The organism is Sphingobium tyrosinilyticum, from assembly GCF_042654265.1.
Taxonomy (GTDB): Bacteria; Pseudomonadota; Alphaproteobacteria; order Sphingomonadales; family Sphingomonadaceae; genus Sphingobium; species Sphingobium tyrosinilyticum.
Genome location: NZ_JBHSFZ010000013.1, coordinates 168,241 through 180,675, shown reverse-complemented (window position 1 = coordinate 180,675; position 12,435 = coordinate 168,241). Strand labels below are relative to the sequence as shown.

At 60.8% G+C, this 12,435-nt stretch carries 17 protein-coding genes; 3 read left to right on the top strand and 14 right to left on the bottom strand.

Annotation, left to right across the window (positions count from 1 at the left end):
• Positions 1 to 60: 60 nt before the first annotated feature.
• From ACFO3E_RS08775 to ACFO3E_RS08720, 12 genes are all read right to left on the bottom strand, one after another.
• A complete protein-coding gene (locus tag ACFO3E_RS08775; RefSeq protein ID WP_380803861.1) occupies positions 61 to 303 on the bottom strand; it encodes a hypothetical protein in 243 nt (80 codons plus the stop codon).
• A gap of 220 nt (positions 304 to 523) precedes the next feature.
• Complete coding sequence (locus ACFO3E_RS08770) at positions 524 to 1,273, bottom strand: hypothetical protein (protein ID WP_380803859.1); 750 nt, start codon at positions 1,271 to 1,273, stop codon at positions 524 to 526.
• Positions 1,274 to 1,284: 11 nt separating this feature from the next.
• On the bottom strand, positions 1,285 to 2,052 hold the full coding sequence (locus ACFO3E_RS08765) for a hypothetical protein (RefSeq protein ID WP_380803858.1): 768 nt from the start codon (positions 2,050 to 2,052) through the stop codon (positions 1,285 to 1,287).
• A 91-nt stretch (positions 2,053 to 2,143) separates the two neighbouring features.
• The gene (locus ACFO3E_RS08760; protein WP_380803855.1) at positions 2,144 to 2,866 is read right to left on the bottom strand and encodes a hypothetical protein; all 723 of its coding nucleotides are present in this window, start codon (positions 2,864 to 2,866) and stop codon (positions 2,144 to 2,146) included.
• Positions 2,867 to 2,916: 50 nt separating this feature from the next.
• A complete protein-coding gene (locus ACFO3E_RS08755; RefSeq protein ID WP_380803852.1) occupies positions 2,917 to 3,219 on the bottom strand; it encodes a hypothetical protein in 303 nt (100 codons plus the stop codon).
• A 14-nt stretch (positions 3,220 to 3,233) separates the two neighbouring features.
• Positions 3,234 to 3,578: a hypothetical protein gene (locus ACFO3E_RS08750; RefSeq protein WP_380803850.1), complete on the bottom strand. Its 345-nt coding sequence runs from the start codon at positions 3,576 to 3,578 to the stop codon at positions 3,234 to 3,236.
• Entirely contained in the window at positions 3,578 to 3,949 is a 372-nt protein-coding gene (locus ACFO3E_RS08745) for a hypothetical protein (protein WP_380803848.1), read from the bottom strand. The genes ACFO3E_RS08750 and ACFO3E_RS08745 overlap by 1 nt, the downstream gene beginning before the upstream one ends.
• A 224-nt stretch (positions 3,950 to 4,173) precedes the next feature.
• The gene (locus ACFO3E_RS08740) at positions 4,174 to 5,076 is read right to left on the bottom strand and encodes a hypothetical protein (RefSeq protein WP_380803846.1); all 903 of its coding nucleotides are present in this window, start codon (positions 5,074 to 5,076) and stop codon (positions 4,174 to 4,176) included.
• Entirely contained in the window at positions 5,076 to 5,342 is a 267-nt protein-coding gene (locus ACFO3E_RS08735; RefSeq protein ID WP_380803844.1) for a hypothetical protein, read from the bottom strand. Before ACFO3E_RS08735 ends, ACFO3E_RS08740 begins: the two co-directional genes overlap by 1 nt.
• A 37-nt stretch (positions 5,343 to 5,379) precedes the next feature.
• Positions 5,380 to 5,700 carry a helix-turn-helix domain-containing protein gene (locus ACFO3E_RS08730; protein ID WP_380803841.1) on the bottom strand — a complete coding sequence of 107 codons (321 nt, stop codon included), beginning with the start codon at positions 5,698 to 5,700 and terminating at the stop codon, positions 5,380 to 5,382.
• Positions 5,693 to 6,235 carry a hypothetical protein gene (locus ACFO3E_RS08725; RefSeq protein ID WP_380803838.1) on the bottom strand — a complete coding sequence of 181 codons (543 nt, stop codon included), beginning with the start codon at positions 6,233 to 6,235 and terminating at the stop codon, positions 5,693 to 5,695. Before ACFO3E_RS08725 ends, ACFO3E_RS08730 begins: the two co-directional genes overlap by 8 nt.
• Positions 6,228 to 6,410, bottom strand: a complete 183-nt coding sequence (locus ACFO3E_RS08720) for a helix-turn-helix domain-containing protein (RefSeq protein ID WP_380803836.1) — start codon at positions 6,408 to 6,410, stop codon at positions 6,228 to 6,230. Before ACFO3E_RS08720 ends, ACFO3E_RS08725 begins: the two co-directional genes overlap by 8 nt.
• Before the next feature lie 96 nt (positions 6,411 to 6,506).
• On the opposite strand from ACFO3E_RS08720, the gene ACFO3E_RS08715 reads away from it, so the two are divergent.
• The 3 genes from ACFO3E_RS08715 to ACFO3E_RS08705 are packed head-to-tail and all read left to right on the top strand — an operon-like array spanning position 6,507 to position 9,273.
• The gene (locus tag ACFO3E_RS08715) at positions 6,507 to 7,136 is read left to right on the top strand and encodes a hypothetical protein (protein ID WP_380803834.1); all 630 of its coding nucleotides are present in this window, start codon (positions 6,507 to 6,509) and stop codon (positions 7,134 to 7,136) included.
• Positions 7,133 to 8,293, top strand: coding sequence for a tyrosine-type recombinase/integrase (locus tag ACFO3E_RS08710; RefSeq protein ID WP_380803832.1), 1,161 nt, complete (start codon positions 7,133 to 7,135; stop codon positions 8,291 to 8,293). Before ACFO3E_RS08715 ends, ACFO3E_RS08710 begins: the two co-directional genes overlap by 4 nt.
• Complete coding sequence (locus tag ACFO3E_RS08705) at positions 8,290 to 9,273, top strand: DUF2971 domain-containing protein (RefSeq protein ID WP_380803830.1); 984 nt, start codon at positions 8,290 to 8,292, stop codon at positions 9,271 to 9,273. Before ACFO3E_RS08710 ends, ACFO3E_RS08705 begins: the two co-directional genes overlap by 4 nt.
• Before the next feature lie 163 nt (positions 9,274 to 9,436).
• On the opposite strand, the gene ACFO3E_RS08700 is transcribed toward ACFO3E_RS08705, so the two are convergent.
• Together ACFO3E_RS08700 and ACFO3E_RS08695 are read right to left on the bottom strand one after the other, a co-directional pair.
• On the bottom strand, positions 9,437 to 10,330 hold the full coding sequence (locus ACFO3E_RS08700; protein ID WP_380803828.1) for a ThuA domain-containing protein: 894 nt from the start codon (positions 10,328 to 10,330) through the stop codon (positions 9,437 to 9,439).
• Positions 10,331 to 10,370: 40 nt separating this feature from the next.
• Complete coding sequence (locus ACFO3E_RS08695) at positions 10,371 to 12,269, bottom strand: potassium transporter Kup (protein ID WP_066524144.1); 1,899 nt, start codon at positions 12,267 to 12,269, stop codon at positions 10,371 to 10,373.
• Positions 12,270 to 12,435 lie beyond the last annotated feature (166 nt).

Genomic DNA, 12,435 nt, shown 5'->3' with positions numbered 1-12,435 from the left:
ATGTTCTTACATCATCAGCCACTACGATACCCCTCAGACGAGGGGCAAAACATAGCCAGATCAGCGCTTACGAAAATGTGGGGAGGTTTTTGCGCTTACGGTGGGGCAATTGGAGCGCCAATCAATCAGCGTCCCTTGGGTCCCGTCCGCTTTCCGCGTGAAGGCGTGCAGCTTGATGACCTCGAACACCTGGGCATCGATCGCCAAGCGGGCGCCGACCTGGAGATGGTCGAAGGGGAGCACCAAGCGCGGCCCGACTTTCACTCGGCAATCGATCATCTGACTGTCTGATTGTTGGTGCATATCATGCCTCCATGATCGAGGCGGGCAGCGGCCCGTTGACAACCGCTGCCCGCCCGCGCGGCGCCCTCGCGCGGCGCGCGCCCGCCGCGGCTATCAACCGGCGACGAAACGATATTGCAGAACTCTTTGTGTTCGCCGCCGCCGGGGGAATGAGCGAACCCCGGCGGCGACGGCGCAGCGTTTCCGCGCGCGGCGGGTAAGGAAGACCCCGCCAACATCTTCACCGCGCTGCCTGAAGGAGCGCGATTTGAGAGCGAAGGTTCGCGTTCTCTTGGCCCAAGGCCACTAACGCCAGATTGATCGGCCGCAGCGGCGCTGTCACGTCGATATGCCACCGGCGGCCAAGCTGTTCGATGGGACCGCGCCCTGCTTCCAAGACGGTCAGCATCTCACTCGGAACTGGAATTCGCCCGTTCTCCAGCAAGCCGCCTTCGTTCGCCTCAGCCAAAGTCCGGCTGATTCGCTCGGCGACACCGCGCGCTGCAGTGCTGCCCGCTCCCTCGGCAAGGGCCACAGCGCCAGCGTAAACAGTCGCCAACTGCTCCAGGGCCTGCTGAGCTTCCCGCAGCAGGATCGGCGCAAGCTCGGCGACACAGCCCGCCAGTTCCTGGTGGGCGGCATTCTTGGCTTCGGACTCGGTGCGCGCCGCGTCAGCTTCTCGCTCGCGCAAACGCTTCATACCGGCGTTAAGCCCCGCTCGCTCTGTCTCCAGCTTTTCGAGCGTGTCGACTTCGATCTGCACCTCACCCTTCGACATCAAGGCGTCGGCAGCTTGATCCGCATCGACCCTCGGGCCGTATTTGAGATCCGCGATGCGGCGGCTCATGACGTTCAATTCGTGCATGCCGTGCTGGACGCCTGCATCAATCTTAGCCCGCTCGGCCTCCGCTTCGGCGATGCGCGCTTGGTGCTGAGAGACGTCGAACTGGGCTAGCCGTTCGGCCGCCAATGTGAACTCGCTGACGGGCATGGATTCCCCCTTCACTTTTTGGGCCAGAACCGGTTGTGGACACGATCCCAGACATCGTTCGATGAGTTGGACGAAGCTCCTGACGGCTGGTGGCCAGGGTAGTTGGCCGCGATGGCCTTCGCCCAAACTTCGCCGCTCTCGGCGGAAGAGAAAGACGTGGGGACCGGCCGACCGGAGGCGCGGGCGAAGGCGCGGTCCCACATTGCGCTGATTTCGGCCTGACGCATTTTTGCGCGCTGCTCATCGTCAGATGCTTCCTGCGGCAGCCGCGCAACGATCTCAGCATCATCCAAATCTTGTGCGATCAACTGACCAAGCGAGATGCCCCGGCCACGCGCAGCTGGATGCGACAGCAACCGCAACGAGCGGGCGTTGGCTTCGCGGAAACTCTGCCGATATCCCTGGACGGCGGCCGGCCCCATTGCCTCGATATGACTAGGGACCGGCATGAGCTTGGGTGGTGGAGCAACGTAACCGCTTCGTTGCGCCTTCGGCGACGGCGTGGTGGTTGAGGCAGGATTGGGCTCAGCGGTCACGGCAGCTGTCTGCGCTACTGCGCCTGCCGGGCGCTGTTCCTTCCCCACCAACTCCCCCAGCACCTGGAGCATCGCCGTAGTGGGCCCGTGATTGCTGCCGCGACGCCCTGCCTGCTGTTCGGCATAGGCGCTGAAGCGGGCATCATCATTCTCGGTAAGACCGCTCCGAAGGGCCGCAGCGAGATTGGCGAATCGGCTGTTCGGATTGGAATTCGGGAGTGGGTGAAATCGAGAACTTGTCATCGCCGGCCCCTTCCGTAGGCTGTCAGCAAACATTGTTGACGGCTTGGCACGGAACGAAGGGCATGGCGTCACCACCAACCCAGTGAAAAATTCACGCGGAAAGGGGGTACGCTTCCCGCAACGCCCCCGCGATCACCTTGCTGGATACCTTGCCTTCGATGCCAGCGATGGGCGCGAACGCTCGGACGAACCGTTCGAACTGCGACCGATGCGCGGGCCGATCACCGGAGCGAGGTGCCGCCGGCTTGCGCCCTGTCTCTACTTCGAAGACGCCCCCCAGCCGGCAAATCAGAATCACCAACGCTGGATGCCGAGAGCGGTCGACCCCGTGAAAGTCCGCCGTTTCGAACCGCGCGCCGACAGTGCGGACACGATAGGCCATCCGCCTGAACACCCCTGCAAACGGGTCCTCATAGCCCCCGTCCCAATTGATCACCGGCTCGCCTTTCTCGTCCGTGTTCGGCATGCCCATTGCGGCCCGGATTTCTTCGGCCATGAGAGGGAAAATTGCTCGGCGGCAGTTCTCCGTGTCGTCGCCGTCCGTCCAAGCCGTTTGACGGGCGGCCAGCAGCAACGCGAGCGCGCGGTCGATGAGACGCGCCGCCTGCTCGATATCGTTCACTGCCCTTGTGATGTCACGAGCGCGCGGCCGGGCCACGTTCCCCTTGTTGATGATAAGATATTCCGATGCCCAGGCTTCGAAATAGCCGTGCATGAGATCACGCCGCCCGCGATCGACGACGCCCAAGATATCGAGCGCAGTTTCGCCGTGGGTGAATAGGTCCATCTGCGTGGCCGATGGTTGGTCAGACATGAACCCTCCTCCAAAGGCGGCCAGCCGGCGCGAACGGGCCGGCCCATCCGTCATGCTCCAGCCAACACGCGCCAGCCGTTTGACGTCGAAGCGCCCAGCATCCGCGCCGCGCGCGCCGCGAACTGTGCACCTCGCTTGCGCCGGAACCGGCGCACGAACTGCTGGCAGGCGAGATAGCGCTGATGAGCAAGTGCCTGCTCCATACTGCCCGCCAGGATCGCGGCGCCGTCGATCGAGACTTCGGCCACTCCATTGGGCGCGATCAGGATGCGGCCGCCGGCGCACAGATAGGACCGCAGCGGGTCGGCCTGCCCCGCGTCATGCGACGCCGTGATTTCCTTCAAAGCATTCATGTCATCCCCCCACTTCAGTTGATGGTGTCGGTCACAGTGAGTTCGCCATCTGCCGGGGCAAGGCGCGCCAGGTCTTGGGAAATAGCCGTCAGGTGGTCAGCATCGGCGCCGCCGAACTCGTCCGCCAGCAGCTTGAGCTTGGCGCTCACCGCAGCGATGTCCGGTGCCGGCACCGCGACCAGCGCGTGCACGGCGTCGCCAATAGCTGCGGCCGCGTCATTGAAACTGACCTCTTCGGCTGAGCCAGGCGCGTGCCCTGCCCCAATGCTGGCAGCAGTGGCATAGGCGGCGGTGACGGAAGCGAGCGCATCGGGCCAGCTGGTCGGCTTCGTGGTGGCTGTGGTGGTAGTTGCGTGCATCAGTTATTCCCCCCTTCGGCAGCGTTTTCGAGAATCATCAGGCCCACCTCCTTCGCCAGATTGGGCTGGGCGTGAAGTTGCGTCTCCAGCCGGCGAGCCATCATCAAATCGGCATCGGTCGAGCCTTCCAGACGGCTGAAGAATTCTATGCCGTGAACGCCCACCGCCCATCGGCCGCCGAAACATTCGAACGCATCCAGCCAATCTTGAGCATCCGAATGCTGCTGTTCGAGGTCGGCCATGCGCCAGAGGTCAGCACAGAGCGCAGAAAGGTCTGCCAGGCCTTCGCCGAATTGCATGTCGGCCATCGTCAGGAACGACCTCATTTTGTGGCCCAGCGCCGTTTCGTTTGGTGCCGGCGCCGCCATCATCTCCCGATGGCTGTCGATCCAGATTTGATAAGCGGCCATGCGTTCATCGTCGTCCGTCGAGCGGCAGAAGTCGCGAAAGGTCCGACGCTCCCGCGCTACGATCCGCAGCCAAGTGGCGGCCGGGTCGACGGGGTTGGTCGGGGGTGATATGGCTGGCGCATTCATTGGATAGCTCCCGTGATGTGGCCCGCGACCGAGTACCAGTCGGACGCGGGCCGTTTTGTTCAGCCAGCACCATTGCCGGCGGAATTCGAGCGCATTGCCGCGACCACGCGCGGCAATGCCTGTTGAACTGAGATGCGGTGGTGGCGCGGCAAGTTGGCGCCGCCCAAAAATTTGGACAGCGTGCCCTTGGGGACATTGGCTTCGCCAGCGAGCCGAGCGCGGGCGCCCATCATCCCTTCGATGGCCTGCAGGACCCACTCGCGCAGTTCGCCCGACTCCATGAACGGGTCGGTGGCATGCGAGAGAGCGGCGGGAGTGGAAACAGAGGATGGGCGGAAACTGGAAACCGAGGAAGAAGCTGGCCGGGAATGGTATATTAGATTCTTAGAGGCATCCTCTACGCAGGAGGATCGGAAACTCCGCGTGTTTCCGTGTCCCTGCGTAGAGGCGTCCTCTACTGATAGTTTCCTGTCAGTAGAGGCATGCTCTACACTCTGTGTAGAGGCATCCTCTATGCGAGAATGTTTCCGGTTTCCGCGTTTCGGCCGTTTCGCTGCGACATCACCGGGCATCCAGTTGCGCCAGTCGTGGGTCGCGTCCAAGATGCCAGAGGGCGGGCCATAGGTCGCATACGTGAGCCGATATTTCCGAGCTTCACGCTGGCCCTTCTTTGGATCGAAGGTGATGACGATGAGCCCGTGTTGGACCAGTTCGTCCACTGCGTCGGCCACGCTCGCATAGTTTTGTGTTCCCATCTGTTCCGCGAGCCAACGGGCAGGCACCTGGATGTTGCCGTTGTTGCTGCCACGGAAGCAGGATTGAATGACGAAGAGAGCCCGAAATGCGCGATCGGACAGGCTGGTGACAGCTTGGTGCCAAAACACTCCATGTGGGATCAGCGAATATTCTCTGCTCCCATAATTGCGAATTTCGTGCAGCGCCCTCCGCTTACCGCCAGCCATTACCGCCGCCCCCTTTTCGCCAGATTCTCCAGCACAAGAAGGCGCCACTCCGCGTCCGGCACTTCGGCGGAGTGAATCGGGAATCCGTGACGGACGCCTAAGTCGGTGGCGTAGCGCACCGCATCGCCTGACGTGCGAAACTCCCGGTCAAGATTGCCGTGACAGCAGGGCGGGAACGCAGCCACACGGTAGCGGCCCGTGCTATCATTGAACGATACGGTGAGGCGCCGGCGTTGCTGCGGGCGCAGTTCGATGACGTTCTGCATGACGTCCCCCCAATGTCAGCGGTCGAAGTTCAGGTGCTCAGGTCTTCTTATCCGGCCTTTTGAAAGGCGGCCGACTGCGCCGCGCCCGCGGGATATTCCTCGGCGCGTTCTCGATCATAGGGCTGTCCGGGAGCGCCTCCTCTCCCGTGTCCAGCGGAGTCGGGCCGCCCAGGGTGTTCGCGCGCTCGAATTCCTCAACTGCCGCGACGGGGATGCGGATGAGGATGCCCAAGCGGAAATGCCCGAGGCTTCCTTGATCGATGAGCTTACGCACCATGCTGGGCGAGCAGCTCCAATGTTCCGCCAAGCCGTTCACCGAGAAAGGTCGGGGGATGGTGGGGTCGAAATCCTCAGCCATGACTGTCTCCATATGGCCGATAATCAATGCGCAGGTCGTTGCGGTCCTGGCCGATGATCCCCCAGACGTCCTCATGGTGCGCTTCAAGGTTGGTCACACCACAGAGACCGATGATTTTATCCGCCTCGCCCGCCACTTCGCTGAGCATCTGCGCCCATGTCGCTGCGGAGAATGCGTCGATCGGATAGCATTCCGCGTTCTGCGCGATGTAACGGACGAGGTCTGCCGATTTCAGGATGCCTGCGAACAGAGGATCTTCGTTTTCGGGATTGGGCTCAGGACGCATGAGAGGCGCTCGTTTTGATGCGTCGGGCAATTTGGCCGTTGCCGTGCGATGTGGGTTTGCCGGTATCGTACCCTCTGACGACTTCCGTTTGTGGAACCACAGAAAAGCGTCACAGTCGCCCTTGCGATACCGGATTTTCCGCCCGATTCTGACGCAGACAATCATCCATGAGCGCCGGTATATCTCCAGCTCGTTGCCCGTCATGCACATGTAGGCCGCTGCCTCGCGCGGCAGCATCAGCTCAGCCATTGCCCGCGCCCGAGCGGAAGGCGGCGTCCAAATCGCTTTTCAAAAAGTAGAGCGACTTCCCTTTCTTGATGACAGGTAGGAGTCCTCGCTCCGAAAGGTGGTAAATGGTCCGAATGGGTAGCCCGGTGTATTCCGAAGCGCCTTTCGCGCCCGATACAAGGTCATTTTTTAACATTACTTCCTCCATATTCGAAAGCGAACGCTTACACTCATAAGAGCGTTTACGTTCAGCTGTCAACATCGTAAGCGTTCGCTTTCGATGGAGTACGGTGTGTCCGATAAGTTTTCGTGCAGTTTTGGAACGCTGGAAATAATTGCGGCCGCCATGCACGATATCGCGCCCGAACATCGAAGTGCATTCGCGAACCGAATGAAACACTATCAGAGGCTCGGTTTCCCAGCGGGGATCAACACGGGCAGAGGAAGGGCAGCGACATATAAAGCAGAGCATGTGTTCCTTCTTTGCTTCGCCCTCGAATTCGCACAGCTTGGTTTAACTACTGAAAACGCAATTCCATTGATATCGGAGCATTTGTCCCTAGTTGCTGGCGCTGCAAAGGAAGCGCTCTGGCGCAAGTTCTATGAGAAGGAAGCGGATTTCACCTTCATCTTTTTCGACCCTGCAAGATTATATCCGCTGACCAATGAACGCGGTTGGAATGAGGACGAATTCTCCATCCGCGGCAAGTTGGCCTACGGAAATACGGACATCGCGCTTGCGCTGCTAAAGGAAGGTATACTTCGCGAACGTCGGTTCGTCATGTTGAACGTTTCTGAGATTATTGATCAAATTTCGCAGCAGATTGTCAGACTGGATGGCCCTGATCAGGAGAAGGTATTCTCCTCGGACTTACTGATGTGGGCATCGGCTTTAAGTGATCAGGATGCGGCCAAAGCATGACTAGCATCCGCCGCCGCACCTGGACCTCCCCCAAAGGCGAGGAGAAAACCGCCTGGCTGGTCGATTACGTCGACAACGGCGGAAAGCGGCGCGCCAAGCAGTTCGGGAAGAAGAAGGACGCAGAGGCTTGGCTGGTGGGCGCAGCGTGGCAGGTCAGCCAAGGCACGCACACTGCAGACAGCGCATCTGTGACCGTGAAAAAGGCGGCCGAGCTCTGGATTGAAAAGGCCGAGGCGGAAGACCGCGAACGGTCGACCATCAAGCAATATAAGGAGCTGGAGCGCCTGCACATCAGCCCGCTCATCGGCAACGTGAAGCTGTCCCGCCTCACCATGCCGATGGTCGAAAAATACCGGGATGATCTGGTCGCGAGTCGCTCCCGAGCAATGGCCGGTAAGGCGGTGCGCGCGCTGTCGATGGTGCTGGCGGAGGCGCAGCGCCGCGGGCTGATCGCGCAGAACGTCGCCAAGGGCGTGAAGGTCATTCGCCAGGGCCGCGAAAAGAGCAAGATCGAGATACCGACCCGACAGGAACTGAAGGCGCTGCTGGGCGCCGCGACCGACGATGAAAAGCCACTCGTCATGACGGCCATCCTGACCGGCTTGCGATCCTCGGAGCTTCGCGGTCTCCGCTGGCAGGACGTCGACCTGAAGAATGGCACCATCTCGGTCAACCAGCGCGCCGACCAGTGGGGCGACATTGGCCCGCCCAAGAGCGCGGCAGGGTTCCGCACCATCCCCATCTCCCCTGCCCTCGTCACAGTGCTGAAGGCATGGAAGCTGCGCGTCACGCCATCGACGCTGGATCTGGTGTTTCCGAACGCCAAAGGCGGCGCGCAATGGCACCAAAATATGCTTCGCCGCATGTTCATCCCCCTTCAGGTGCGCGCCGGCGTCTCAGAGCCGAAGATGAAGAACGGGAAGCCGCTCAAGGATGAGGAAGGCAATGTGGTGCTGACCGGCAGTTATGGCTTCCACGCGCTGCGCCATGCTGCCGCATCCGGCTGGATCGCTCAGCGAATCGACCTGAAGCGGCTGCAGGTTTGGATCGGGCATGAAAACATCCAGCTGACGATCGACACGTATGGCCACCTGATCGCCGACGCAGGAGGAGATGCGGAACTTATTGCAGCGGCTGGCGCGGAGCTATTGGCATGAATGCAGCTGCAGCAGTTCAGAGCCAAGAGGACGCCCTTGCTCAGGTGATTTTTGGATATGCGAGTGACCGGCAAGACAGGCTTGATCGCGAAAACATCAAGCTGGCTCATTATACGACAGCCGAAACCGCCCTGCAGATTTTGACTGGCCGAAAATTATGGATGCGTAATGCGACGGTGATGAATGATCATTCGGAGATCCAGCACGGGCACGAGATTGTAGGCGCCGCTTTAGCTGGAGAACCTGGAGCTAGGCTTCGAGATATCCTGGCGGGAATTTCTACGGAATTGCTCGACGCGGGATGGCCACGTCTTACCCCCCTTTCGGAGGACCAGAAATGTCGGATTTTCATGTGTTCTCTGTCGGAGCACCAAGCTGATGACACGCTCGGTAGATTGTCGATGTGGCGAGCCTACGGCGGTTCGATTGCTGGAGTAGCCCTCATCTTCAATTCGGAAGTTATCGAGAATCCGAATTTGCACCTGTCCACGGCCGCGAGCCCAGTGCTGTACGGCGGCTATGCGGAGCTTGCCCATGAATTCGACAATCTGAGCAGCCGGCTCGAACAAAATGCGAGCCTGCTTCGTTCAGTCGATCCTCTGCTGGCAGGCACCATGCTAGGATCGGCAATCCATTACGCCTACATGTCCATCAAGCACATTGGCTTTCAAGAGGAGCTTGAATGGCGGCTTATTCATTGTCCTCTCGACAGCGGCGGAAGTGCGCATGTTCGGGATCATGTCGCATCGATCCGGGGTGTGCCGCAGTTGCTATATGAGCTTCCGCTAGCGAACATCCACCAAGGCATGAACTTTCCAAATTTCGATTTGAACAGCCTGCTGCATCGGATCATCATCGGACCTTCGCTATATCCGGGCACAGTCCGCAGAGCGTTCGTCGAACAGCTGAGAGAGCTCGGAGTGGTCGAGGCCGAGGCGAAAGTAGTGGTGAGCGAAACTCCACTTCGCCAATGGGGCTAAAATCTGGTTGCAACATGAGCGCAACATGGTAGGAGGAAACGGCTGTTTTACGTGGGTTGAAGGCTGAATCATAATCCGCGTGTCGGGGGTTCAAGTCCCTCCTCCGCTACCATTTCACCTTCATGCAATCAGCAGAAATGGCCAGCGAAGGCGGCTATCGGCCTTAGCGTCCGGCGGGCGGCGTATCGCATCCCTGCCCATCCAACCGCAGTGTCCATTTCAACGCGCCCAGCAGCATCTTCTGATAGGCTGGCTCGGCATAGGATTGCGCCGTATGGCCGAGGCCGGAATAGAGAACCCGCCCCTTGCCGACGCAGTGCCACCAGGCGATCGGGTGATCCTTGCCCATGCGAAGGTCGGTGCCGAACATGCCCTCCGGATTGTAGCTTCCTTCATCCAGCGTCGCGAGCACATGATAACCAGCTTTGCGCGACGGCTTGTCAAAGGAATACCATTCGTCCGTGCGCGTCCAGATGGACGGCAAAGCGCGGGTAGCGGGATGGATGCGGTCCTCGACCATCACCCGCGCCTTCTGGAACTGCGGCGACATGGGATGGCCGATGAAGTTCGTCCCGATCACCTCATGGGCATACCAGGCCCAACCCTTATGCGAACTGTCGCCGCTGGCATGGATGGCGAGGAAGCCGCCGCCCTTCTCGACAAAGGCTTTGAACGCTGCTTCCTGTTCGGGCGTGAAGACGTCGCCGCTCACATTGTTGAACAACACGGCGTCGAAGCGTGTCAATATGTCGGGACGGAAAACAGCGCCATTTTCGGTCTGGAAAGCACCCCATCCATTCTGCCGCGTGAAACGGGCGAAGAGGCTGTTCGCAGCCGGGATCGCCTCCTCATGCCGGAAAGCATTGGTCTTTGAGAAGATGAGTATCGCGGGACGCTTGATCTGCGCGGGCAGCGGCGGCGGAACGCTCTCATGATCATGCTTGCCGCCCAGGGCCACGCGCTGGATCAAGTCCCAGTTCATCGCGACGGAGATTGCAACCCAGGCCGCCAGGGCGAGCAGGCCCCATGAGAGTAGCTTCTTGATCCTGCGAAACATCGACTAGCCCTCGTCCGCGCTGATCGCCTCAGCCGCATGCTCAGATTTCCAGCTGAGACCCCAACTCGACCACCCGGTTCGTCGGCAGTTTGAAGAAGGCCATCGGGCTTTCCGCATTGCGCACCATCCAGGCGAACAGCCGTTCGCGCCAAATCGCCATGCCGGGACGCGACGAGGGCACCAGCGTCTCGCGGCTGAGGAAATAGCTGGTGTCAGCCACGCCGATCGGCCCACCGCAATCGCGCACCGCCTTCATGGCCGCCGGCACATCGACATTTTCCATGAAGCCGTGGCGCAGGATCAGGCGGTAAAAGCCCGCCCCATGATCTTCCGCGCTCGTTCGCCCCTCGAAGGGCAGATGCGGCACATCTTCGGTGCGCACGGTCAGGATGATGTTGCGCTCATGCAGGATGCGGTTGTGCTTCACATTATGGAGCAGCGCGGGCGGCACGCCCTCCGTCGTCGATGACAGAAAGATCGCCGTTCCCGGCACCCGCTTCAGCGACGCCCCGGCCGATTTGATGAACAGCTCCAGATCCATGGCGTCTTCACGCAGATAATTGCGCATGATCCGCCGCCCCGTTGCCCAGGTCGTCAGCACTAGGAAGGACACGGCTGCCACCAGCAGCGGGAACCAGCCACCGTCCGGGATCTTCGTCGCGTTCGACAGGAAATAGGCGCCGTCGATAACCAGGAACAGGCCGGTCACCAGCCCCGCCAGCACGGGGTTCCAGCGCCACACGCTGAATGTCAGCGCGCCCATCATGCAACTGGTGATGACCATCGTGCCGGTGACCGCGATGCCATAAGCCGCCGCCAGGCGGCTCGAACTGCCAAAGCCCAGCACCAGCAGGATGACCAGCGCCAGCAACGTCCAATTGATGATCGGAACGTAGATCTGCCCTGCCGCCGACGCACTGGTGTGCAGGATGCGCAGGCGCGGCAGGAAACCCAGCTGCACCGCTTGACGCGTGACGGAAAATGCGCCGGAAATCACTGCCTGGCTCGCGATGACCGTTGCTAACGTCGCCAATATCACCAACGGCAACCGCGCCCATTCCGGCGCGAGCAGGAAGAATGGATTTTGCGCCGCCTCCGGATGGTCGAGCAGCAAAGCCCCCTGCCCCAGATAGTTCAGCATCAGGCACGGCAGCGCGGCGTACAGCCAGGCGATGCTGATCGCCCTGCGTCCGAAATGCCCCATATCGGCGTAAAGCGCTTCCGCACCCGTTACCGCTAGCACCACCGACCCAAGCGCCAGAAAGGCGAGCTTTGGATCGAGCTGGAAGAAATGTAGCGCCCACCAGGGATTGACGATCGACACGATCTCCGGATGCCGCAGGATATTGGTGACGCCCAGGACCGCGAGAACCAGGAAATACACCGCCATGACCGGCCCGAACAGCGCGCCGACCTTCGCCGTGCCGATGCTCTGGATCACGAACAGGGCGATCAGGATCACGATGGCAATGGGCAGCACCAGCGGCGTTAGCCCCGCCTGGACGACCGTCAGCCCCTCCACCGCCGACAACACGGAAATCGCGGGCGTGATGATCGCATCGCCATAGAAGAGCGCCGTCGCCAGCACCCCTAGCACCGCGATCGTCGGGGTCCAGCGCGTCTCGCCCATCCTGCGACCGATCAGCGCCAACAGCGCCATGCTGCCACCTTCGCCATGATTGTCTGCGCGCATGACGATGAACACATATTTCACCGTGACGATCAGCATCATGGTCCAGAAGATCAGCGACAGCACGCCATAGATGTGGGCGGAATCGACGGTCAGCGGATGATGGCCGACGAAACTTTCCTTCAACGCATAGAGCGGCGAGGTGCCGATATCGCCGAACACCACGCCCAGCGCCCCCAGCGCCAGCGCGGGTAGCGGACCATGCTCTCCATGGCTGCCGCCACTCGTCGCCACGTCTTTGTCAGCCATAAGGCAGGTAACCCCCGAGTCCGGTGGCCGCCTATGCCACAGGCCGGGATGACAACGCCATAGGGGACGCATGCGTGCGATAAATAATGTCCCTCTCAGTCGCGTGAATGTCATCCCTGCCTCTTGTCAGCCCCAGGAAAGCGCGCCAATGACGGCTGCAACTTGG

Coding starts and splice junctions, on each gene's coding strand:
- ACFO3E_RS08775 (WP_380803861.1), bottom strand. CDS start 303: ATGCACCAACAATCAGACAGTCAGATGATCGATTGCCGAGTGAAAGTC.
- ACFO3E_RS08770 (WP_380803859.1), bottom strand. CDS start 1,273: ATGCCCGTCAGCGAGTTCACATTGGCGGCCGAACGGCTAGCCCAGTTC.
- ACFO3E_RS08765 (WP_380803858.1), bottom strand. CDS start 2,052: ATGACAAGTTCTCGATTTCACCCACTCCCGAATTCCAATCCGAACAGC.
- ACFO3E_RS08760 (WP_380803855.1), bottom strand. CDS start 2,866: ATGTCTGACCAACCATCGGCCACGCAGATGGACCTATTCACCCACGGC.
- ACFO3E_RS08755 (WP_380803852.1), bottom strand. CDS start 3,219: ATGAATGCTTTGAAGGAAATCACGGCGTCGCATGACGCGGGGCAGGCC.
- ACFO3E_RS08750 (WP_380803850.1), bottom strand. CDS start 3,578: ATGCACGCAACTACCACCACAGCCACCACGAAGCCGACCAGCTGGCCC.
- ACFO3E_RS08745 (WP_380803848.1), bottom strand. CDS start 3,949: ATGATGGCGGCGCCGGCACCAAACGAAACGGCGCTGGGCCACAAAATG.
- ACFO3E_RS08740 (WP_380803846.1), bottom strand. CDS start 5,076: ATGGCTGGCGGTAAGCGGAGGGCGCTGCACGAAATTCGCAATTATGGG.
- ACFO3E_RS08735 (WP_380803844.1), bottom strand. CDS start 5,342: ATGCAGAACGTCATCGAACTGCGCCCGCAGCAACGCCGGCGCCTCACC.
- ACFO3E_RS08730 (WP_380803841.1), bottom strand. CDS start 5,700: ATGGCTGAGGATTTCGACCCCACCATCCCCCGACCTTTCTCGGTGAAC.
- ACFO3E_RS08725 (WP_380803838.1), bottom strand. CDS start 6,235: ATGGCTGAGCTGATGCTGCCGCGCGAGGCAGCGGCCTACATGTGCATG.
- ACFO3E_RS08720 (WP_380803836.1), bottom strand. CDS start 6,410: ATGTTAAAAAATGACCTTGTATCGGGCGCGAAAGGCGCTTCGGAATAC.
- ACFO3E_RS08710 (WP_380803832.1), top strand. CDS start 7,133: ATGACTAGCATCCGCCGCCGCACCTGGACCTCCCCCAAAGGCGAGGAG.
- ACFO3E_RS08705 (WP_380803830.1), top strand. CDS start 8,290: ATGAATGCAGCTGCAGCAGTTCAGAGCCAAGAGGACGCCCTTGCTCAG.
- ACFO3E_RS08700 (WP_380803828.1), bottom strand. CDS start 10,330: ATGTTTCGCAGGATCAAGAAGCTACTCTCATGGGGCCTGCTCGCCCTG.
- ACFO3E_RS08695 (WP_066524144.1), bottom strand. CDS start 12,269: ATGGCTGACAAAGACGTGGCGACGAGTGGCGGCAGCCATGGAGAGCAT.